Below are 19682 nucleotides of genomic sequence, written 5' to 3'. Positions count from 1 at the left end.
GCAGCCCCTCGAGGCCACGCCGTCGCTGACCGGCTGCGGTCAGGGCGAGGTAGCCGGTCCGCTCGGCGGGCCGGTCACCCGAGGACGAAGGGGAGTTTTGCCGCAAGCTCACCGAGTTCGGCCCGCTCCGCGTCGGTCGGGGCACGCCGCCCGGTGCCGACCAGCAGCGAGTCCGCGTCGGAGAACGACGCGGGAAACGCGGCACCGGCGATCTGCTCCAGCATCTGGCGGCTCCGAGCAAGGCCCTCCGAGGGCGGTCCGGCCACGTGCGGCAGATGGGCGATCAGGTCGAGGTGGTGCAGGGTCCACTCCATGACGTACGTCAGGAGGTAGTCGCCCGCGGTGAGGACCTCGTCGCGGGTGCTCACCCGGGCGCCGGGATCGGCGAGTTCGGCGGCGCGGCCGGCCGCCGAGCCGACGTCGTCGAGGTGGAACTTGAGCAGCCAGGGCTCCTCGTACGCCGCCGCAAGCCGGACGGTCAGCGCGTCGAGCGGGTCCTCGCCGGTCGGCAGCGCCTCGGTGATCTCCCAGTAGGTCAACGCGTCGCGGGTCGGCTCCGTGTCGGCGGGCGTCACCAGGGTGATCAGCACGTCCTGGGAATCGATGACCAGATGACACACCAGGTCCCGCACGAGCCACCCGGTACATCCGGAGGGCCGCGCGAAGTCCTCGTCCGGCAGGTCGGCGACGGCGGCGCGCAGGGCCGCCCAAGAACGCGAGAAGAGATCCACGGCGCCAAGGTAGTGCGGTGCCGCGAAAGGGGACAAGCGCATGGGGCGGCCGGCGCGCACGCACCGGCTCACCGGGAACACGCATCAGCTCATCGGGGAACAGCCCCGCCCGGCAACGGCCTCAACTCCCGCTGCGCGATCCGCAGCACCTCACCGCGTGACAGCTCATCGACCCGCTCGACCACGGCGCGCCGCCCGCCCTCCCGGCGGACTGCGCCAAGGGCCACGGCATGCTCGCGCAGCAGATACTCGACCGCTGACGCGGCGTCGGTCACCGGCGGGGACACCTCATAGGGGGCGAGTCGACTTGCCCACTCCGGGAGATGCTCCGCACACCGTGATCAGAACCGTCATGTCCGCCGAGCCTGGGCTGCCGCGCGCCCGCGCGGCGATTTCCGGCACCACTCCGCCGAACCGGGCGTGCTCGTCCATGCGCGACGCCACCGCATGGGGTAGTTGTTGCAAATCATGTGCAATACGGGTACGACGAAGACCACCTGGCCGGTGTCCGGCCAGGGCCGGACAGTAGAGTTCGGGTGCGTCAGCCCCCCGAACACCGAGGTACCGTCCGTGACTCCCGCATCCGCCGCACCCCCCGCCCCGCCTGCCGTGAGCGTGGTGGGCATCGGAGCCGACGGGTGGGGTGGACTGCCCGACGCGGCACGTACGGAACTCATCGAGGCGCGGGTCCTGATCGGCGCCCAGCGTCAACTGGGCCTGCTTCCACCGGAATGCGCAGGGCTCCGCGTGCCGTGGCCGTCGCCGCTGCGGCCCGCCGTTCCCGGTCTGCTCGCCGCGCACGCAGGCAGCAGGATCGCCGTCCTGGCCAGCGGGGACCCGATGTTCTACGGCATCGGCCGGGCCCTGACCGAAGTCCTCGGCGCCGACGGGCTGCGCATCATGCCGCACCCGTCGTCCGTGTCCTACGCCTGCGCCCGCGTCGGCTGGCCCCTGGAGGACACCGAGGTCATCACCCTGGTCGGGCGGCCCGCCGCCCGGCTTGCCGCGGCCCTGCACGACGGCCGCCGACTCCTCGTGCTCAGCGCGGACGCCACCACGCCCGCCGTGGTCGCCGCGCTGCTGCGCGAGCACGGCTTCGGACCGAGCCACATCCGCGTACTGGAACAGCTCGGCGGCGAGAACGAGGCGTACGCAGAAGGAACAGCGGACGCCTGGGCGCATCCGCCGGGCGATCCGCTGAACGTCATCGCGGTCGAATGCCGACGCGCCCCCGACACCCCGCGCCTCGGTGCCGTCCCCGGGCTGCCCGACGACGCCTACGAACACGACGGCCAGCTCACCAAGCGCCACGTCCGGGCCGCCACCCTCGGGGTGCTCGCCTCCGCCCCCGGCGAACTGCTGTGGGACATCGGCGGCGGTTCGGGCTCCGTGGCGATCGAGTGGATGCGTACGCATTCCTCCTGCCGGGCGATCAGCGTGGAGCGCGATCCGGTTCGGGCGCAGCGCATCGAGCGCAACGCCGCGCACCTCGGGGTGCCCTCCCTGCGTGTGGTCACCGGGCGTGCGCCCGAAGCCCTGGCCGAACTTCCCACGCCCGACGCCGTGTTCATCGGCGGCGGTCTTACCGTGCCCGGCCTGCTCGACGCCTGCTGGGACGCGCTGCCCGCAGGCGGCCGCCTGGTCGCCAACACCGTCACGCTGGAATCCGAGGCACTGCTCGCCGAGCGGTACCGCCGCCACGGCGGAGACCTGGTCCGCCTCGCCGTCGCGCACGCCGTGCCCGTCGGCGGCTTCACCGGCTGGCGCCAGGCGATGCCGGTCACCCAGTGGTCCGTACGCAAACCTTCGACCGCCCCCACCGCGGAACGCTCAGCAGAAGCCCCCGCAGAACCCTCAGGAGACAACAGATGACCGTGTACTTCATCGGCGCGGGGCCCGGTGCGGCCGACCTGATCACGGTGCGCGGGGCGCGCACGCTCGCCGCCTGCGGCGTGTGCCTGTACGCGGGCAGCCTGGTGCCCCGTGAACTGCTCGCCGAGTGTCCCGAGGACGCCCGCCTGGTCGACACCGCGCAGCTGGACATCGACCAGATCACCGCCGAACTCGTCGCCGCGCACGAGGCCGGGCAGGACGTGGCCCGCCTGCACTCGGGCGACCCGTCCGTCTTCAGCGCCGTCAACGAGCAGATGCGGCGCCTGGACCAGGTGGGCGTGCCCTACGAAGTGGTGCCGGGGGTGCCCGCGTTCGCGGCCGCCGCGGCGGCGCTCAAGCGGGAGCTGACCGTGCCGACCGTCGGCCAGACCGTCATCCTCACCCGGATCGCCAACCGCGCCACCGCGATGCCCGAGGGGGAGGACCTGGCCACGCTCGGCCGCAGCGGCGCCCTGATCGTGCTCCACCTGGCCGCCAAGTACGTGGACCGCGTGGTCGAGGAACTCCTCCCGCACTACGGGGCCGACTGCCCGACGGCCGTCGTGGCGCTGGCCTCGCGCCCCGACGAGCTCATCCTGCGCGGCCCTCTCGACGAGATCGCGGAGCAGGTGAAGGCGGCAGGCGTGATCCGTACCGCCGTCATCATGGTGGGCCGGACCCTGGGCGCCGAGCAGTTCCGCGACAGCCACCTCTACTCGCCGGAACGCGATCGCCACGTCTGCTGAGGGCTCCGCCGAGCGGTGCCTTCTCAGCGCACGCCGCTGCGCCCCACGACCGTGCCCGCTCGGTCGATGCAGATGACGTCCACGGCGACCGGTGCGCCCCGCAGGACCGACAGCGCCTCGTCGCGCGCTGCCACGGCGACCAGGTCACCGAGCGGGACACCCCGCGCCCGGCACAACTGGAGCGCGGCCAGCCCCGTGTTGGCGACTGCCACCTCGCCCGCCAGGGCCTCGTCCGCGCCGCCCCGGCGGGCGAGCTCGGCCAGGAAGGGTTTGTCGACCTGGGAGCGGGCCGAGTGCAGGTCGAGGTGTCCGGCGGCGAGCTTCGACAGCTTGGCGAAGCCGCCGCACACGGTGAGGCGGTCCACCGGGTGCCGGCGCACGTATTTGAGCACCGCACCCGCGAAGTCCCCCATGTCCAGCAGAGCGATCTCCGGAATGCCGTACTCGGCGACCACGGTCTTCTCGGAGGTCGAGCCCGTGCAGCCCGCCACGTGCGTGTGCCCGGCCGCGCGTGCCACGTCAACGCCCCGGCGGATCGAGTCGATCCACGCCGAGCAGGAGTAGGGCACCACGACGCCCGTCGTGCCCAGGATCGACAGGCCGCCCAGGATGCCCAGGCGCGGGTTCCAGGTGGAGCGGGCGATCTCCTCGCCGTGGTCCACGGAGACAGTGATCTCCACGTCTCCCGAACCCCGGTGCTCCGCGGCCACCCGCGCGACGTGGTCGCGGATCATCTGCCGCGGCACGGGGTTCACCGCGGGCTCGCCGACGTCGAGCGGCAGACCGGGCAGCGTGACCGTGCCCACGCCGGGCCCCGCCTTGAAGACCACGCCCGAACCCGGCGGCAGCCGCCGCGCGGTGGCCCGCACCAGCGCCCCGTGCGTCACGTCGGGGTCGTCGCCCGCGTCCTTGACCACGCCCGCCGTCGCCCGCCCCTCGGCCAGCTCCTCCACGGCCAGGGCGAAGGCCGGTGTCTGTCCCCTGGGCAGGGTGATGGTCACCGGGTCGGGGAAGTCGCCGCTGAGCAGCGCCGTGTACGCGGCCGTCGCCGCCGCGGTCGCGCAGGCACCGGTCGTCCAGCCGGGCCGCAGACCCGTGTGCTTGAGTTGGGCGCTGCGCCCGCCTTTCGCCTCACCCATGGATGGATCCGATGCACGTACTGGTACTTGGCGGGACGACGGAGGCCCGCCGCCTCGCCGAGGTACTGGTGGAGACGCTGCCCGCGGCCGCGAAGGTGACCAGCTCACTGGCCGGACGGGTGGCAAGCCCGAAGCTGCCGCCCGGCGAGGTCCGCGTGGGCGGTTTCGGCGGAGCCGACGGCCTTGCCGCATGGCTGCGGACGCACCGGGTGAGCGCGCTCATCGATGCCACCCATCCTTTCGCCGAGACGATCAGTTTCAACGCGGCCGCTGCCGCCGCTGCCGCCCATGTTCCCCTGCTGGCGTTGCGCAGGCCCGGCTGGGTGCCGGGCGAGGGCGACGCCTGGCACACGGTCGGCTCCCTGACGGAGGCGGCCGACGCTCTGCCCGCGCTGGGGCAGCGTGTCTTCCTGACCACGGGGCGCATGGGGCTCGCGGCCTTCGCCGATCTGGACCAGCTGTGGTTCTTGACGCGCTCGGTGGACGCCCCTGACGCACCGCACCCCGCGCGCATGGAGGTGCTGCTCGACCGCGGCCCGTTCACCTTGGAGGGTGAGCGCGAGCTGATCCGCCGTCATCGCATCGACGTCGTCGTCACGAAGGACAGCGGTGGCGCCGCCACCGCCCCCAAGCTGACCGCGGCCCGCGAGGCACGCATCCCGGTGGTCGTGGTGCGCAGGCCGCCGGTTCCCGAAGGCATCGCGGTGGCCGACACCCCCGAGCAGGCCCTGGCCTGGCTGCGCGCACACGTCGGCAGCCAGGCCTAGCGAAGCCTCGGGCTCAGTCCTCCGGGTAGCGGCGGGGCGTCCACACGATGTGCTGCCCGTCGCCCCGCTGCTCCCAGCGCGTCTGCGAGGACCCCACGAGCAGGATCGTGCGCATGTCGACCTCGGCCGGATCGAGATCACCGAGGCGCACGGTGCGCACGCTCTCGGTCGGCCCGCCGACATCGCGGCCCAACACCACGGGAGTGTCCGGCGAGCGGTGTTCGAGCAGCAGGTCGCGGGCCTTGCCCACCTGCCAGGTCCGGCTGCGGGAGCCGGGGTTGTAGAGGGCGAGCACCAGGTCGGCGCAGGCCGCGGCCGTCAGCCGCTGCGCGATGACCTCCCACGGCTTGAGCCGGTCGGAGAGCGATATCGTCGCGTAGTCGTGGCCCAGCGGAGCGCCCGCGCGGGCGGCGGCCGCGTTGGCCGCCGTCACCCCCGGAAGCACCCGCACCGGCAGGTCCGCGTACTGCTTCTGCGAGGCCACCTCGAGGACCGCGGTCGCCATGGCGAAGACGCCTGGGTCGCCGCCGGAGACCACGGCAACGCGCCGACCGCGGCGGGCGAGGTCCAGGGCGAATTCGGCGCGCTCCGACTCGACCTTGTTGTCGGAGCCGTGCCGCACCTGCCCGGGGCGGACCGGCACCCGGTCCAGGTAGGTGGTGTAGCCGACCAGGTCGTCGGCGGCGGCAAGCACGCCGCGGGTCTCGGGCGTGAGCCACAGCGGCCCGGCGGGACCGGTACCGACCACGGCCACCTCGCCCGCGTCCGCGGCGCGCTCGGGCCGCGGGGCGTCGATCCTGCTGGGCAGGACCGCGACGGCGAAGTACGGCACGGAGTCGGCGTCGACCGCGGCCAGTTCGTCCATGCGCTCGCCGGCCATCGTGGCGCGCTCGACATAGCGGGCCTCGGGCAGCCGCCCGGACGTCTCGAAGGCGCGGCGCACCGCGGGGAACGTACGGCCCAGCTTCATCACCACCGCGGCGTCCGTGGCGGCAAGACGGGCGGTCAGCTCCTCCTCCGGCAGGGTGCCGGGCAGGATGGTCAGCACCTCCTCGCCCTCGGCGAGCGGGGTGCCGAGCCGGGCCGCGGCGGCGCTGACCGAGGTGACGCCGGGGATCACCTCGGTGGGATAGCGGTCGGCGAGCCGCTTGTGCATGTGCATGTACGAGCCGTAGAAGAGCGGATCGCCCTCGGCGAGGACGGCGACCGTGCGGCCGGCGTCGAGGTGCACCGCCAGGCGGGCCGCTGCCTCGGTGTAGAAGTCCTCCATCGCGCCCCGGTAGCCGCCGGGGTGGTCGGTGGTCTCCGTCGTGAGGGGATAGACCAGCGCTTCCTCGATGTGGTCGGCGCGCAGGTGCTTGGCCGCGATGGACCGCGCGATGGACCGTCCGTGCCGGGCGCTGTGATACGCGACGACATCGGCCTCGGCGATGACCTCCACCGCCCGCAGCGTCATGAGGGAAGGATCACCGGGGCCGAGCCCGACTCCGTACAGCTGACCCGTCTTGTGCTCGCTCACGCTCATTCTTCCTCGCTGGCGATCGCGTTGAGCGCGGCGGCCGCGATGGCGCTTCCGCCCCGACGGCCCCGCACGATCATGTGTTCAAGGCCGGACGGATGCGCGGCCAGGGCGTCCTTGGACTCCATGGCGCCGACGAAGCCGACGGGCACACCGATGACGGCGGCGGGGCGCGGTGCGCCCTCCTCGATCATTTCGAGCAGGCGGAACAGGGCAGTGGGCGCGTTGCCGACGGCTATGACCGCGCCCTCCATCCGGTCGCGCCACAGTTCCAGGGCAGCGGCGCTGCGGGTGGTGCCGAGCTCGGCCGCGAGACCGGGCACCGCCGGGTCGGACAGGGTGCACACGACGTCGTTGTCCGCGGGCAGCCGCTTGCGGGTGACGCCGCTGGCGACCATGGCCACGTCGCACAGGATGGGCGCGCCCGCGCGCAGGGCCTCGCGGGCACGGGCCACCACGTCCGGGGTGAAAGCGAGGTCGCGTACGAGGTCGACCATGCCGCAGGCGTGGATCATACGGACCGCGACCTGGCTCACGTCGGCGGGCAGGCCCGCCAGATCCGCCTCCGCGCGGATCGTGGCGAAGGACTGGCGGTAGATCGCCGGTCCGTCCTTCTCGTACTGGTGCACAGTGCGTTCGCTCTCTTGATAGGGCAGGGGACAGTCGGGTCTTGCGGGGTTGATCATGTGTTCATGTGTGGTCAGTCGCGGGCCGCGGCCACGGCGGCGGCCAGTGCGCCCGAGCTGCCGGGGATGGTCGCCGGCGTGTCCCGTTTCTCGCCGCGTACGCGGGAGATCTGGTGCCCGTCGGGAGTGGCGACCACGTCGATCCACTCCCCGTGCGGATGTCCGCACCGGCGTTCGCACCCGGACCAGTACACGGGCAGCGCCCCGACGGGGCCCACCGCGGCTGTCGCCGTCGCGCGTACGTCGTCCAGCGCCTTCGCGCAGCCGGGCCTGCCGATACAGGCGCCCACGCCGGTCCACGGCGATTGGGGCCCGGTGATGAGACCGGCGGCCCCGAGCTCCTCCAGGAGCCGTCCGGCCGCTGACCGCTCGACTCCCGGCAGGACGACTCCCCGCCAGGGGGTCAGCCGCAGTTCGCCGCCACCTCGGTGGCGTGCGGCGTCCGTCAGGGTCTGCCACTGGGGCGCGCTGACGGAGCCGAGGGGCAGGCCGAGGGAGAGCGCGGCCGTGTCGTGCGGGCCGGGCACGATGCCGAGGGTGGGCCCGCCCGCATCCCGGGGGAGCGGTTCGGTGGTGGTGGTGGCGCGGAGCCCGGCCTGGCGCAGGCGGCTCACTACCGCGTCGAAGAGGGGGCCGACGCCGTCCGGCAGATCCGTCACCCGCCAGGCACCCGCGTCGGGCGCTTGCTCCAGGAAGGTCTCGGCCGCGATGAGGGCGGCGCGCGGTGCCCGCTCGGCGCAGATCAGGACGGCGTCGTGCGCGGGGCCGATCCGCAGCAGTGCTTCGTCCTCGCCCCGCGCCGTCAGGGTCACATCACCGCCGAGGGCCGCCACATCGCCACGGCCGTCGTCGAGGGCGAACAGGAACCTGCCGGACAGATCGGCGGCCCGGTCGCCGGCGCACAGCAGCTCGTCCAGCGCGGTCAGCCACGGGCGGACGTCCTGCTCTCCGAGGCCGTCGAGACCCGAGAGCGGAGAGGCCACCACATTACGCACCCGCTCGTGGCGTTCGGACGGCAGAAGTCCCGATGTGCCCAGCAGAGAAGCCAGTTCGCTCCCGCAGTCCCAAGGCAGTCCGCGCAACTGCACGTTGCCGCGCGATGTGAGATGCAACTCCCCGTCTCCCAGCCGCTCCGCCAGGTCCCGCAGCACGTCCGCCTGCCCCGCTGTCAGCAGGCCACCCGGGATGCGGACGCGGGCCAAGGCCCCGTCGTCGGCCCGGTGCAGCCGCAGCGTCCCGGGGCAGGCGTCGCCGCGGCCGCGGGCAGACTCGTCTCCCGAGAGTGCTGGCGAGGGGACCGATGGGGGCATGGCGGCGAGCATACCGACCCATCGCAGCAGGTCCGCCTGCCCCCCGGCAGTTGATCGGCCCTTAGTATTCCTGGTGACGGGCCAGCCGGCCCGTCGTCGCCACAGACGGCGACAAGGGGAGGAAGCCCGGTGTGATTCCGGCGCGGTCCCGCCACTGTGAGCCCGGTGCACCTGCCGGGTGAGCCAGGAACTCCCTTCCCCGAGCTCTCGTCCGCTCGAGCAGGGGAGACGCCATCGACACCACCCGGGGCGTGGACACCCCGAGGAAGGCCCGACGCCGCATGATCCTGCTCCTGTCGACGTCCGACACCGATCTGCTCAGCGCCCGCGCCGCCGGCGGTCCGGTGGCCTACCGCTACGCGAACCCCTCCCGGCTCCCGCTCGATGACCTTCCGCAGCTCCTGGACGGTGCCGACCTGGTGGTCGTGCGTCTCCTCGGCGGCGTACGCGCCTGGCAGGACGGCCTCGACCAAGTCATCGCCACCGGGCGCCCCGTGGTCGTCCTCACCGGCGAACAGGCCCCCGACGCCCAGCTGATGGCCGCGTCGACCGTCCCCATCGGTATCGCCGCCGAGGCCCACGCCTACCTGGCGCACGGCGGCCCCGACAACCTGGAGCAGCTGGCCCGGTTCCTCTCGGACACCGTCCTGCTCACCGGCCACGGCTTCGAGCCGCCCGCCCCGGCACCCTCGTGGGGCCCGCTGGAGCGCACCGCACGCCAGGTCGAGGGGCCGACCGTCGCGGTGCTCTACTACCGCGCCCACCACATGAGCGGCAACACCGCCTTCATCGAGGCCCTGTGCGGCGCGATGGAGGACGCGGGCGCCCGCCCGCTGCCGCTGTACGTCGCCTCGCTGCGTACCCCCGAGCCCGAACTCATCGACGAACTGCGCGCCGCCGACGCGATCGTGACCACGGTCCTCGCGGCAGGCGGCACCCGGCCCGCCGAAGCATCCGCGGGCGGCGACGACGAGTCCTGGGACGCCGGAGCCCTCAGCGGCCTCGACGTCCCCATCCTCCAGGCGCTCTGCCTCACCAGCTCGCGCACCGACTGGGAGGACAACGACGAGGGCGTATCGCCGCTGGACGCCGCCAGCCAGATCGCCGTGCCCGAGTTCGACGGCCGTCTGATCACCGTGCCGTTCTCGTTCAAGGAGATCGACGAGGACGGTCTGCCCGCGTACGTCGCCGACGCCGAGCGCGCCGCGCGCGTGGCCGGCATCGCGGTCCGGCACGCGCGGCTGCGCCACATCCCGGCCGCCGACAAGCGCATCGCGCTCGTCCTGTCCGCGTACCCGACCAAGCACTCGCGGATCGGCAACGCGGTCGGCCTCGACACCCCCGCAAGCGCCGTCGCCCTGCTGCGCCGACTCCAGGCCGAGGGATACGACTTCGGCACGGACGAGGTGCCCGGCCTCGCCTCCGGTGACGGCGACGAGCTGATCTACGCGCTGATCGAGGCGGGCGGCCACGACCAGGAGTGGCTCACCGAGGAGCAGCTGGCCCGCAACCCCGTGCGCATCCCGGCGGCCGACTACCGCCGCTGGTACGCCACGCTCCCCGCCGAGCTGCGCGAGTCCGTGGAGCAGCACTGGGGCCCCGCCCCCGGTGAGATGTTCGTGGACCGGTCGAGCAACCCGGAGGGCGACATCGTCCTGGCCGCCCTGCGCCGCGGCAACCTGCTCATCCTCATCCAGCCGCCGCGCGGCTTCGGCGAGAACCCGATCGCGATCTACCACGACCCCGATCTGCCGCCCTCGCACCACTACTTGGCCGCCTACCGCTGGATCGCGGCCTCCGCCGACGACAACGGTTTCGGCGCCGACGCGATGATCCACCTCGGCAAGCACGGCAACCTGGAATGGCTGCCCGGCAAGAACGCGGGCCTCTCCGCCGCCTGCGGCCCCGACGCCGCCCTGGGCGATCTGCCCCTGATCTACCCGTTCCTGGTCAACGACCCGGGGGAGGGCACGCAGGCCAAGCGGCGCGTGCACGCCACCCTCGTCGACCATCTCGTACCGCCGATGGCCCGCGCCGACAGCTACGGCGACATCGCGCGCCTCGAGCAACTCCTGGACGAGCACGCACAGATCGCGGCCATGGACCCGGCGAAGCTGCCGGCGATCCGCGCCCAGATCTGGACCCTGATCCAGGCCGCCAAGCTCGACCACGACCTGGGGCTCGAAGGCCGCCCCGAGGACGAGGGCTTCGACGAGTTCATCATGCATCTCGACGGCTGGCTCTGTGAGATCAAAGACGCGCAGATCCGTGACGGCCTGCACGTCCTGGGCGGCGCCCCGGCCGGCGCCGACCGCGTCAACCTCGTCCTTGCGATCCTGCGCGCCCGCCAGATCTGGGGCGGAACCGCGTCGCTCCCCGGCCTGCGCGAGGCACTTGGCCTCGACGAGTCGGCGGCCACCCGCACCAGCGCCGACGCGGTCGAGGAGCAGGCCCGCGCCCTGGTCCAGGCGATGGACGACGCCGACTGGGCCCCGGACGCCGTGGCGAGGGTGGCCGAAGGGCACCCGCGGTCCGTCGCCGACATCCTCGCCTTCGCCGCCCGCGAGGTCGTACCGCGCCTTGCCGCCACGACCGATGAACTGGACCACGCCGTCCACGCGTTGAAGGGCGGCTTCGTCCCCGCAGGACCCTCGGGATCCCCGCTGCGCGGCTTGGTCAACGTCCTGCCGACGGGCCGCAACTTCTACTCCGTCGACCCCAAGGCGGTGCCCTCACGCCTCGCCTGGGAGACCGGACAGGCCCTGGCCGACTCGCTCCTGGAGCGCTACCGCACCGACAACGGCGACTGGCCGACCTCGGTGGGTCTGTCCCTGTGGGGTACGAGTGCCATGCGCACCGCCGGTGACGACGTCGCGGAGGCGCTCGCCCTGCTCGGCATCCGCCCGGTCTGGGACGACGCGTCGCGCCGCGTCACGGGCCTGGAGGCCATCCCCGCCGAGGAGCTCGGCCGCCCGCGCATCGACGTCACCCTGCGCATCAGCGGCTTCTTCCGCGACGCCTTCCCGCACACCATCGGCCTCCTCGACGACGCGGTGCGCCTGGCCGCATCGCTCGACGAGCCGGACGAGGCGAACTTCGTCCGCGCCCACACGCGGGCCGACTTGGCGGCCCACGGCGACGAACGCCGCGCCACCACCCGCATCTTCGGCTCCCGCCCCGGCACGTACGGCGCCGGCCTGCTCCAGCTCATCGACTCCCGCGACTGGCGCACCGACGCCGACCTCGCCGAGGTCTACACGGTGTGGGGCGGCTACGCCTACGGCCGTGAGCTCGACGGGCGTCCGGCGCGCGAGGAGATGGAGACGGCGTACAAGCGCATCGAGGTCGCGGCGAAGAACACCGACACCCGCGAACACGACATCGCCGACTCGGACGACTACTTCCAGTACCACGGCGGCATGGTGGCCACGGTCCGCGCGCTGAAGGGCCGCGCCCCCGAGGCGTACATCGGCGACTCCACCCGCCCGGAGACGGTCCGCACCCGCACGCTGGTCGAGGAGACCTCCCGCGTCTTCCGCGCCCGCGTGGTGAACCCCAAGTGGATCGAGGCGATGCGCCGCCACGGCTACAAGGGGGCCTTCGAGCTCGCCGCCACGGTCGACTACCTCTTCGGGTACGACGCGACGACGGGCGTGGTGGCCGACTGGATGTACGACAAGCTCACCGAGACGTACGTCCTTGACCCGACCAACCGTGAATTCCTCCAACAGGCCAACCCCTGGGCCCTGCACGGCATCGCCGAGCGTCTCCTGGAGGCCGAGTCCCGCGGCATGTGGGCGAAGCCGGACCCGGCGGTGCTCGCTGCGCTGCGGCAGGCCTACTTGGAGACGGAAGGCAATCTGGAGGGTGAGGACTGAGCGGCGGCCTGCGGGCCGGTGAACGAAGTCAGGGCCCCATCCCGACGCCCGGGATGGGGCCCTTCCTTCTCATGGGGTGCTAGGGCAGGGCCGTGGCCCGGATCGCGGAGATGTCGAACTGCAGCCGGACCTTCTCGCTCACCATGGCGCCGCCCGTCTCCAGACGCTGGTTGTAGACCAGGCCCCAGTCGGTGCGGTCGATGGTGGTGGTGCCGTCGAAGCCCGCCCGCTCGAAGCCGAACGGGTCCACGACCGAGCCGAGGTAGTCGAGTTGCAGCTCGACGGGCCGGGCCACGCCACGGATGGTCAGGTCGCCCGCCATGCGGAAGGTCTCGCCGCCCTCATGGACGGTGGAGGTGCTGCGGAAGGCCATCTCCGGGTGGCGGCGCGCGTCGAAGAAGTCCGTTCCTATGAGGTGCGCGTCGCGCTGCTCCACACCCGTGTCGACGCTGGCGACCTGGATGACGATCTCGGCCCGCGACTCGGAGGGCCGGGCTCCGTCGAAGTACAGCGTGCTGTCGTAGTCGGCGAAGGCACCTCGCACCGTCGTGACCATCGCGTGCCGCACGGAGAATCCGATGCGGCTGTGCGGACGGTCGATGGTCCACTGCCCGGTCAGCGCACGAAGCGCCGGGTCGAGGGCGGCACCGTCGGCCGTGTTGAAGGACGAACCGGAGCCGACAGGCGCCGATTCGAGGGTCGCGGTCTGGCGACGGCTGAAGATACCCATGATGTCGTCGTCTCCTTGGAATTGATCACTCCGTGTTATCACGCTGCCCGACAGGCGCGCTCAGCAAGATGTGAGCTCTCGTCCGGGTTCCATGCCGCTGACTGCAAAGATGCACAAGATCAGCACGGATGTGAATGCACGATGGGATGGCCCGGCGTCACGCTCGGTCACATTCGCCCGGCCCGGCTGAGGGCTCGGTCGTCGCCGAACTCGATTCCGCCCGCCCGCCCCAAGACGAGGGTGTATTCACCAATTTCATAGGTGCATACTTGAAATAGTTCTGAGGGTCGGAGGGCGCAATGATCGTACTCGGAATAATCCTGCTCCTCATTGGCCTATTGGCCGGCATCTCCATTCTGTGGACCATCGGCGTCATCCTCGTCGTCGTCGGTGTGATCCTGTGGCTTCTCGGTACCGTCGGCCACGCGGTGGGCGGGCGAAAGCATTACTGGTAGGCCATTCCGCATTGCTGGGTCCGCATGCGGACGGCCCCGCCGGGTAGCAGGCTGAGTTCGATGACCTGCTGAACGGATCGGAGTCGGTGCATGGCCGGCGAGGGCGGAGGGCAGCGGACGGACGTCGCGGCCCAGGGGTGGTTCGACCGCGTGCGGCAATGGTGGCAGCGGGCCCGGGAGGTGCCGGGGTACGAGCGCCATGCCCTGCTCCTCGTCCTCAAGAGCACGTTGGCCGCGACCCTGGCCTGGGTGGTCTCCTACTACGCGCTCGATGCGCCGTCACCGGCGTTCGCGCCGTTCTCCGCGGTGCTGATCATGCAGGTGACGGTGTACCAGTCCCTACTGCAGTCGCTGCGTTATCTGGCGGCGGTGGCGGCAGGCGTCGCCATGGTGGCGGGCCTGGGGTTCCTGGGCGGACCCGACCTGCTGACGTTCGTCCTTGTCGCCCTGGTGGGCCTGTCCATCGGACGCTGGCCCGCACTCGGCGCGCAAGGATCGCAGGTCGCCACGGCGGCGTTCTTCGCCTTCTCCACGTATGCCGCCGCCACGTCCGCGACCGAGAAGGTCTCCCAGCTCGGGCAGATCATCCTGCTGGTCCTCATCGGCTGCGGCATCGGCGTCGTCGTGAACGTCACGGTGGCCCCGCCGATGCGCTACCGCAGCGCCGAGTACGGGATCCGCTCGCTGTCCACCGCCCTAGGGGAGCTGATGAGCGACATGTATCCGGTGCTGCGCGAGGGCGAGTTGGACGAGGAGCGCTGCCGGCAGTGGCGCAGGAGGGCCGAGCAGACCGGAGGGCTGATCACGCAGGCCAGGGACGGTTTCCGTACGGCGGAGGAGAGCCTCTACTACAACCCCCGGCGGCTGCTGCGCAGGCATCGGGGCAGGACCTCCTTCGAGGGGTACGGCGCGGTGTTGGCAGCCCTGGAGCGCTCGCTGTACCAAGTGGCCTCCCTGACGCGCAGCCTGCACCAGTGGCACGAGGAGGAGGGGGGCCGGCACGACGACCGGGCCTTCCTCCTCGGCTACGCCGACTTCCTCGAGGCTCTCGCGCAGATCGCCCAGGTGCTCGGCGACCTGGACGAGGACTCCCTCGCGGAGCAGGCCCGCCAGTTGCGAGACCTGGCCGACGAAGCGCGGGGACACTGCCGGAACGTGACCGACGGCGCGAGCCGGGCCGGCCTCCCGCTGGCCGACCCGGCTCGCCCGTACGGAGTTCTCGTCGTCGAGGCCACCCGCCTCATGGAGGAGTTCCAGCACGCCTGCTATGTGCTCGAACGGTACGTTGACCAAAAGGCGTGAGCGCTATAAAGGCTCACCACCCTGGAATTCGGTGATTCTCGGCGTCGGCTCCCGCTATCGGCTCCCACTATCGGCAGATTCTCCATGAGGGGTCCGGCAGGTGATTCGGTCGCGCGGTCACCCGATTAGGCCTGATCCAAGTGGGCACGCCTCACAGGGCAACGACGTCTGCCACCGACGAATGGAGCTCCTCATGCGCGCGCTGTCCTTGGTCTGCACCCTGAATTCCTCGCCCACGCCGTCCAGCAGCCACGCGTTGTCCGATCAGGTCATGGCCGAATTCGACAAGCTGGGTGTCGAGGTCGAGACGGTCCGGGTGGCCGACCACGACATCCGCCCCGGGGTCGCTGTGGACCTGGGCGACGGCGACGCCTGGCCGTCCTTGCGCGAGAAGGTGATGGGGGCCGACATCCTGCTGATCGCCACGCCGATCTGGATGGGGCACCCGTCGAGCGTCTGTCAGCGGGTCCTGGAACGTCTGAACGCGGACATGTCGGAGACCGACGACGACGGTCGGCCCCTGATGTACGGAAAGGTCGCGGCGGTGGCAGTCGTGGGCAACGAGGACGGCGCCCACAAGGTGAGCGCCGACGTCTTCCAGGCCTGCAACGACCTCGGCTTCTCGCTGGCACCCTGGGCGGTCACCTACTGGGTGGGCGAGGCCAAACAGGGCACTGACTACCAGGACCTCGACGAGACTCCCGACGCCGTCGCTTCGTCCACGCACGCCCTCGCGGTCAACGCCTTCCACCTGGCCGAGCTGCTGGGCCGAAAGCCCTACCCGGCACCCTGACATCCCCACGTCCATCGGGCCGCTTCCCGCCATGCAGAAGGGGGGAGCAGGTGGCGGAGAGGGAGATGACGACGAGAACAGGTGCCGGTAGATGGAAGTGACTGCTGCGGATGTCGGGTACGCCTGCGTGGGGCTCGGCGCCCTGCTCGCCGCGGTCCTGCCCCGGCTGGTGGCGCGCCAGCCCATGTCCATGCCCATGGTCTTTCTGGCCGTGGGGTTCCTCGTCTATCTGCTGCCGACCGGGCTTCCGGACCTGGACCCCTACCAGCACAGGGCGTGGCTCGAGCACCTCACAGAGGTGACCGTGATCGTGGCCCTGATGGGGGCGGGGCTCGCGATCAACAGACCGTTCGGCCGCGGGTCCTGGTCGACCGCGTGGCGCCTGCTGGGCATCACGATGCCCCTGACCGTGGCGGCTACCGCCCTCGTGGCCTGGGGCCTGGTGGGCTGGCCGCCGGCCGTGGCCCTCCTGCTGGGCGCGGTGCTCGCACCGACCGACCCCGTGCTCGCCGCGGAGGTCCGCGTAGGTGAGCCGACCGACGGCGAGCACGACGAGGACGAGGTGCGCTTCGCCCTCACCGGCGAAGCGGGCCTCAACGACGGACTGGCTTTCCCGTTGGTCCTCGCGGCCCTCGCGATGTTCGCCGCCACGGAGACGGGCTGGTCGGGCGAGTGGGTGGGCCACTGGCTGTGGAGCGACCTGGCGGTGCGCGTCACGGTCGGCGTAGCGGTCGGCCTGCTGGTCGGCCGGCTGCTCGGCTGGATGTTCTTCCGGGCGGGCTGGGAAGCGCTGCGGCTGTCCGAGCACAGGGAGGGGTTCGTCGCGCTCGCGGCGACCTTTCTCTCGTACGGCCTCACGGAAGTGCTGCACGGGTACGGGTTCCTGGCCGTGTTCACGACGGCCTGCGCGATCCGGTCCGCCGAGCGCGCCCACGGCTACCAGGTGGTGATGCACACCTTCATGGAACAGGTGGAGCGGCTGCTCACGGCCGGTGTGCTGTTCCTCATCGGGGGGTTCATCGCCTGCGGCGGTCTCTCCGCCCTCTCCTGGGGCAGCGCGGTGACGGCCGTCCTGGTCCTGCTCGTGATCCGTCCGCTCACGGGCTGGATCGCCCAACTGCGGGGGAGGACCACCTCAGGCGAACGCGTGGTGACCTCCTTCTTCGGCATCCGGGGCATCGGGTCCGTCTTCTATCTGGCGTACGCCCTGGGAGAGGAGGATCTCCGCGCGTTCCAGGAGGAGCTGTGGGCGGTGGTGACGTTCGTCGTCCTGCTGTCGGTGATGCTGCACGGGGCGGCGGCCTCACCCGTGCTCAGGCGCCTGGACAGAACCGGCTACGGCTGACGGCTCGCCGGGCCGCGGGAGCGGTGCCTATCCGTCCGGTCCAGGGGCACTCGGTCGGTGAGAGGGCGCCAACAGAGGGGCAATCGTGGAGATTTCAGGTCTCATCAGTGCTGTGGTGATCGGCACCGTCATCGGGATACTGGGGCGGCTCGTCGTACCGGGGCGGCAGCACATCGGCATTCTCTGGACGCTCGTCGTCGGCATCGCGGCGGCCCTGGTCGGTACGGCCGTCGCCGCGGGTCTGGACGTGGCGGACACCGACGGCGTCGACTGGGTCGAGTGGCTCATCCAGATCGGGCTCGCGGCGCTGGGCGTCGCCGCGTTGAGCAGGGTGAAGCGGCTCGACTGACGCCGGGGCAGCCGTCGGCGGGGGAGTGGTACGCCGGACCGCGCTGACCGCCGTCAGGCATAGCCGTCCGCTCTCTCCCAGGGGGGCGGGCCCGGTGCCGTCGAGCCAGGCGTCAAGCTCCTCGCCGTGGCCCCTACGTCACTGCGTACGGCCGCGGGTGCGCCCGCCCTGCCGGGCCGCGCATGCCATCCCGACGTGCCGCCGTCGCAGGCGGGCCATAGCCTGGCCCTCTCGGGGCTGCTCTGGAGGTACCTCATGCCCCGCCCCGTCTGGTCCGGCGCGATCTCGTTCGGCCTGGTCACGATCCCGATCAAGGTGCTCCCCGCCACCGAGAACCACTCGATCTCGTTCCACCAGTACCACCTGGAGGACATGAGCCGGGTCCGCACACGGAAGATCTGCGATCTCGACGGCAAGCAGCTCACGAACGCCGAGATCGGCAAGGGGTTCGAGGTCAGCAAGGACACGATCGTCGCGGTCAGTGACGAGGAGCTCGGCGAAATGCCGCTGCCGACCGCGAAGGCCATCGAGATCGCGGCGTTCGTGCCGTACGAGAGCGTGGACCCGATCCGCATCGGGGAGGGCTACTACTTGGAGGCCGACGGGCAGGTGGCCACCAAGCCCTACCTGCTCCTGTGCAAAGCCCTCGAGAGGAACAGCAAGGCCGCCGTCGCGAAATTCGCGTGGCACGGCAGGGAGCGCCTCGGTCTGCTCCGCGTGCAGGACGGCGTGATCCTGCTGCACGCCATGAAGTGGGACGACGAAGTCCGGGATCCGCAGGAGCTGGCGCCCAAGGCGGTCGACGTGAGCGACGAGGAGATCGACAGGGCGGTGCTGCTCATCGACTCCATGACCACCGATGGCATCGCCGACCAGGACTGGGCCACGGACCGCTACACCGCAGCCCTGGAGCAGCTCATCCGGGCGAAGGCCGGTGGGAAGAGGCCGCCCAAGCCGGACGAGGAGGAGGCACCGGCCGGGCAGGTCCTGGACCTGATGGCCGCGCTCCAGGAATCCGTGTCCAAGGCGAAGGCTTCGCGGAGCGAGAGCGGCAAGGACGCGACCGTCCACGAGCTGCCGAAGAAGCGGTCCGCCAAGAAGACCACCGCGAAGACGGCGACCGCCAAGAAGACGACCGCCAAGAAGACGACGGTGAAGAAGACCGCCTCCAAGAAGTCCACGGCGAAGAAGACGACGGCAACCGGCAAGAAGACGACGGCGAAGAAGCGCGGGGCCTAGGGAAGGTCCTTGAAGCGGGTGACCTGCCTGGCCGGTTCCCTCGTAGGCTGAATCCCGCAGGTGAGGACAGGAACGGGTGGGGATGGGAGGCTGAGGTGGCCGAGACGGTGGTGGCCGATGTGATGGCCGAGCTGGCGGAGCTGGAGGACCCGAAGGCGCGCGAGGTGAACGAGAGACACGGTGACGATCACGGTGTGAACCTCGGCAAACTGCGCGCGATCGCCAAGCGACTCAAGACGCAGCAGGAACTCGCGCGCGAGCTCTGGCGGACGGATGACACCGCGGCGAGACTGCTCGCGCTCCTGGTCTGCCGCCCCAAGGCGTTCGAGCGGGATGAATTGGACGCGATGTTGCGCGAGGCGCGCACGCCCAAGGTGCACGACTGGCTCGTGAACTACGTGGTGAAGAAGAACCCGCACGCCGAAGAGCTGCGCGTGGCTTGGACGGCCGATCCGGATCCCGTGGTCGCGAGTGCCGGCTGGGCCCTGACCACCGAGCGCGTGGCGAAGAAGCCCGAGGGCCTCGACCTGACAGGACTGCTCGACGTCGTCGAGGCAGAGATGAAGGACGCCCCGGACCGGCTGCAGTGGGCGATGAACCACTGCCTGGCTCAGATCGGCATCGAGCACGCCGAGCACCGCGCCCGTGCGCTCGACATCGGTGAGCGCCTGGAGGTGCTCAAGGACTACCCGACTTCCCCGGGCTGCACGTCCCCGTACGCGCCCACCTGGATCACCGAGATGGTGCGCAGAAAGCAGGACGCGACGGTGGCCTGACCGGCGGTTCCCGCTTCCCGGCGTCACCCGGGAAGCGGTCGGCCG

At 71.4% G+C, this 19682-nt stretch carries 18 protein-coding genes and 1 riboswitch; of the genes, 11 read left to right on the top strand and 7 right to left on the bottom strand.

Annotated features, from left to right (window positions below; all coding sequences use genetic code 11):
- Positions 1–74: 74 nt before the first annotated feature.
- On the bottom strand, positions 75–731 hold the full coding sequence (locus AC5P1C_RS21575; protein ID WP_493867523.1) for a maleylpyruvate isomerase N-terminal domain-containing protein: 657 nt from the start codon (positions 729–731) through the stop codon (positions 75–77).
- 89 nt (positions 732–820) lie between these two features.
- Complete coding sequence (locus tag AC5P1C_RS21570) at positions 821–1006, bottom strand: hypothetical protein (protein ID WP_493867522.1); 186 nt, start codon at positions 1004–1006, stop codon at positions 821–823.
- A 295-nt stretch (positions 1007–1301) separates the two neighbouring features.
- Here AC5P1C_RS21570 and cbiE point away from each other — a divergent pair, with 295 nt between their 5' ends.
- Together cbiE and cobM are read left to right on the top strand one after the other, a co-directional pair.
- Positions 1302–2603 carry a precorrin-6y C5,15-methyltransferase (decarboxylating) subunit CbiE gene (cbiE, locus tag AC5P1C_RS21565; RefSeq protein ID WP_493867521.1) on the top strand — a complete coding sequence of 434 codons (1302 nt, stop codon included), beginning with the start codon at positions 1302–1304 and terminating at the stop codon, positions 2601–2603.
- Positions 2600–3349 (top strand): precorrin-4 C(11)-methyltransferase, encoded by a 750-nt coding sequence (gene cobM / locus AC5P1C_RS21560; protein ID WP_493867520.1) that lies wholly within the window; start codon positions 2600–2602, stop codon positions 3347–3349. Before cbiE ends, cobM begins: the two co-directional genes overlap by 4 nt.
- A gap of 23 nt (positions 3350–3372) precedes the next feature.
- Here the strand turns inward: cobM and AC5P1C_RS21555 are convergent, their stop codons facing one another.
- Complete coding sequence (locus AC5P1C_RS21555) at positions 3373–4488, bottom strand: cobalt-precorrin-5B (C(1))-methyltransferase (RefSeq protein WP_493867519.1); 1116 nt, start codon at positions 4486–4488, stop codon at positions 3373–3375.
- 11 nt (positions 4489–4499) lie between these two features.
- Here AC5P1C_RS21555 and AC5P1C_RS21550 point away from each other — a divergent pair, with 11 nt between their 5' ends.
- Positions 4500–5255 carry a cobalt-precorrin-6A reductase gene (locus tag AC5P1C_RS21550; RefSeq protein ID WP_493867518.1) on the top strand — a complete coding sequence of 252 codons (756 nt, stop codon included), beginning with the start codon at positions 4500–4502 and terminating at the stop codon, positions 5253–5255.
- A gap of 13 nt (positions 5256–5268) precedes the next feature.
- Here the strand turns inward: AC5P1C_RS21550 and AC5P1C_RS21545 are convergent, their stop codons facing one another.
- From AC5P1C_RS21545 to cobG, 3 genes are all read right to left on the bottom strand, one after another.
- Positions 5269–6780: a precorrin-2 C(20)-methyltransferase gene (locus tag AC5P1C_RS21545; RefSeq protein WP_493867517.1), complete on the bottom strand. Its 1512-nt coding sequence runs from the start codon at positions 6778–6780 to the stop codon at positions 5269–5271.
- The gene (locus AC5P1C_RS21540; RefSeq protein ID WP_397709171.1) at positions 6777–7403 is read right to left on the bottom strand and encodes a precorrin-8X methylmutase; all 627 of its coding nucleotides are present in this window, start codon (positions 7401–7403) and stop codon (positions 6777–6779) included. Before AC5P1C_RS21540 ends, AC5P1C_RS21545 begins: the two co-directional genes overlap by 4 nt.
- 71 nt (positions 7404–7474) lie before the next feature.
- Positions 7475–8782, bottom strand: a complete 1308-nt coding sequence (gene cobG, locus AC5P1C_RS21535; protein WP_493867516.1) for a precorrin-3B synthase — start codon at positions 8780–8782, stop codon at positions 7475–7477.
- Positions 8783–8830: 48 nt separating this feature from the next.
- Positions 8831–8982, top strand: a riboswitch (cobalamin riboswitch).
- A gap of 69 nt (positions 8983–9051) precedes the next feature.
- On the opposite strand from cobG, the gene cobN reads away from it, so the two are divergent.
- Entirely contained in the window at positions 9052–12648 is a 3597-nt protein-coding gene (gene cobN, locus AC5P1C_RS21530; RefSeq protein WP_493867673.1) for a cobaltochelatase subunit CobN, read from the top strand.
- A 79-nt stretch (positions 12649–12727) separates the two neighbouring features.
- Here the strand turns inward: cobN and AC5P1C_RS21525 are convergent, their stop codons facing one another.
- On the bottom strand, positions 12728–13378 hold the full coding sequence (locus AC5P1C_RS21525; protein ID WP_493867515.1) for a YceI family protein: 651 nt from the start codon (positions 13376–13378) through the stop codon (positions 12728–12730).
- Between the two features lie 299 nt (positions 13379–13677).
- Here AC5P1C_RS21525 and AC5P1C_RS21520 point away from each other — a divergent pair, with 299 nt between their 5' ends.
- The 7 genes from AC5P1C_RS21520 to AC5P1C_RS21490 all read left to right on the top strand — a co-directional run bounded on the left by AC5P1C_RS21520 (position 13678) and on the right by AC5P1C_RS21490 (position 19637).
- Entirely contained in the window at positions 13678–13833 is a 156-nt protein-coding gene (locus tag AC5P1C_RS21520; RefSeq protein WP_493867514.1) for a DUF6131 family protein, read from the top strand.
- Positions 13834–13923: 90 nt separating this feature from the next.
- On the top strand, positions 13924–15135 hold the full coding sequence (locus tag AC5P1C_RS21515) for an FUSC family protein (protein ID WP_493867513.1): 1212 nt from the start codon (positions 13924–13926) through the stop codon (positions 15133–15135).
- A 193-nt stretch (positions 15136–15328) separates the two neighbouring features.
- Positions 15329–15928 (top strand): flavodoxin family protein, encoded by a 600-nt coding sequence (locus AC5P1C_RS21510; RefSeq protein WP_493867512.1) that lies wholly within the window; start codon positions 15329–15331, stop codon positions 15926–15928.
- Positions 15929–16019: 91 nt separating this feature from the next.
- Complete coding sequence (locus tag AC5P1C_RS21505; RefSeq protein ID WP_493867511.1) at positions 16020–17273, top strand: cation:proton antiporter; 1254 nt, start codon at positions 16020–16022, stop codon at positions 17271–17273.
- Positions 17274–17358: 85 nt separating this feature from the next.
- Positions 17359–17622 carry a GlsB/YeaQ/YmgE family stress response membrane protein gene (locus AC5P1C_RS21500; RefSeq protein WP_493867510.1) on the top strand — a complete coding sequence of 88 codons (264 nt, stop codon included), beginning with the start codon at positions 17359–17361 and terminating at the stop codon, positions 17620–17622.
- A gap of 255 nt (positions 17623–17877) precedes the next feature.
- Positions 17878–18861 (top strand): non-homologous end joining protein Ku, encoded by a 984-nt coding sequence (gene ku, locus AC5P1C_RS21495; protein WP_493867509.1) that lies wholly within the window; start codon positions 17878–17880, stop codon positions 18859–18861.
- A gap of 122 nt (positions 18862–18983) precedes the next feature.
- Positions 18984–19637, top strand: coding sequence for a DNA alkylation repair protein (locus AC5P1C_RS21490; RefSeq protein ID WP_493867672.1), 654 nt, complete (start codon positions 18984–18986; stop codon positions 19635–19637).
- Positions 19638–19682 lie beyond the last annotated feature (45 nt).

The sequence above is a fragment of the Streptomyces sp. A18 genome (assembly GCF_059026065.1).
The sequence above is the reverse complement of the archived record's forward strand: the minus strand, read 5'-3'. Positions and strand labels throughout refer to the sequence as shown.

Coding starts and splice junctions, on each gene's coding strand:
- cobM (WP_493867520.1), top strand. CDS start 2,600: ATGACCGTGTACTTCATCGGCGCGGGGCCCGGTGCGGCCGACCTGATC.
- AC5P1C_RS21555 (WP_493867519.1), bottom strand. CDS start 4,488: ATGGGTGAGGCGAAAGGCGGGCGCAGCGCCCAACTCAAGCACACGGGT.
- AC5P1C_RS21550 (WP_493867518.1), top strand. CDS start 4,500: ATGCACGTACTGGTACTTGGCGGGACGACGGAGGCCCGCCGCCTCGCC.
- AC5P1C_RS21545 (WP_493867517.1), bottom strand. CDS start 6,780: ATGAGCGTGAGCGAGCACAAGACGGGTCAGCTGTACGGAGTCGGGCTC.
- cobG (WP_493867516.1), bottom strand. CDS start 8,782: ATGCTCGCCGCCATGCCCCCATCGGTCCCCTCGCCAGCACTCTCGGGA.
- cobN (WP_493867673.1), top strand. CDS start 9,052: ATGATCCTGCTCCTGTCGACGTCCGACACCGATCTGCTCAGCGCCCGC.
- AC5P1C_RS21525 (WP_493867515.1), bottom strand. CDS start 13,378: ATGGGTATCTTCAGCCGTCGCCAGACCGCGACCCTCGAATCGGCGCCT.
- AC5P1C_RS21520 (WP_493867514.1), top strand. CDS start 13,678: ATGATCGTACTCGGAATAATCCTGCTCCTCATTGGCCTATTGGCCGGC.
- AC5P1C_RS21515 (WP_493867513.1), top strand. CDS start 13,924: ATGGCCGGCGAGGGCGGAGGGCAGCGGACGGACGTCGCGGCCCAGGGG.
- AC5P1C_RS21510 (WP_493867512.1), top strand. CDS start 15,329: ATGCGCGCGCTGTCCTTGGTCTGCACCCTGAATTCCTCGCCCACGCCG.
- AC5P1C_RS21505 (WP_493867511.1), top strand. CDS start 16,020: ATGGAAGTGACTGCTGCGGATGTCGGGTACGCCTGCGTGGGGCTCGGC.
- ku (WP_493867509.1), top strand. CDS start 17,878: ATGCCCCGCCCCGTCTGGTCCGGCGCGATCTCGTTCGGCCTGGTCACG.
- AC5P1C_RS21490 (WP_493867672.1), top strand. CDS start 18,984: ATGGCCGAGCTGGCGGAGCTGGAGGACCCGAAGGCGCGCGAGGTGAAC.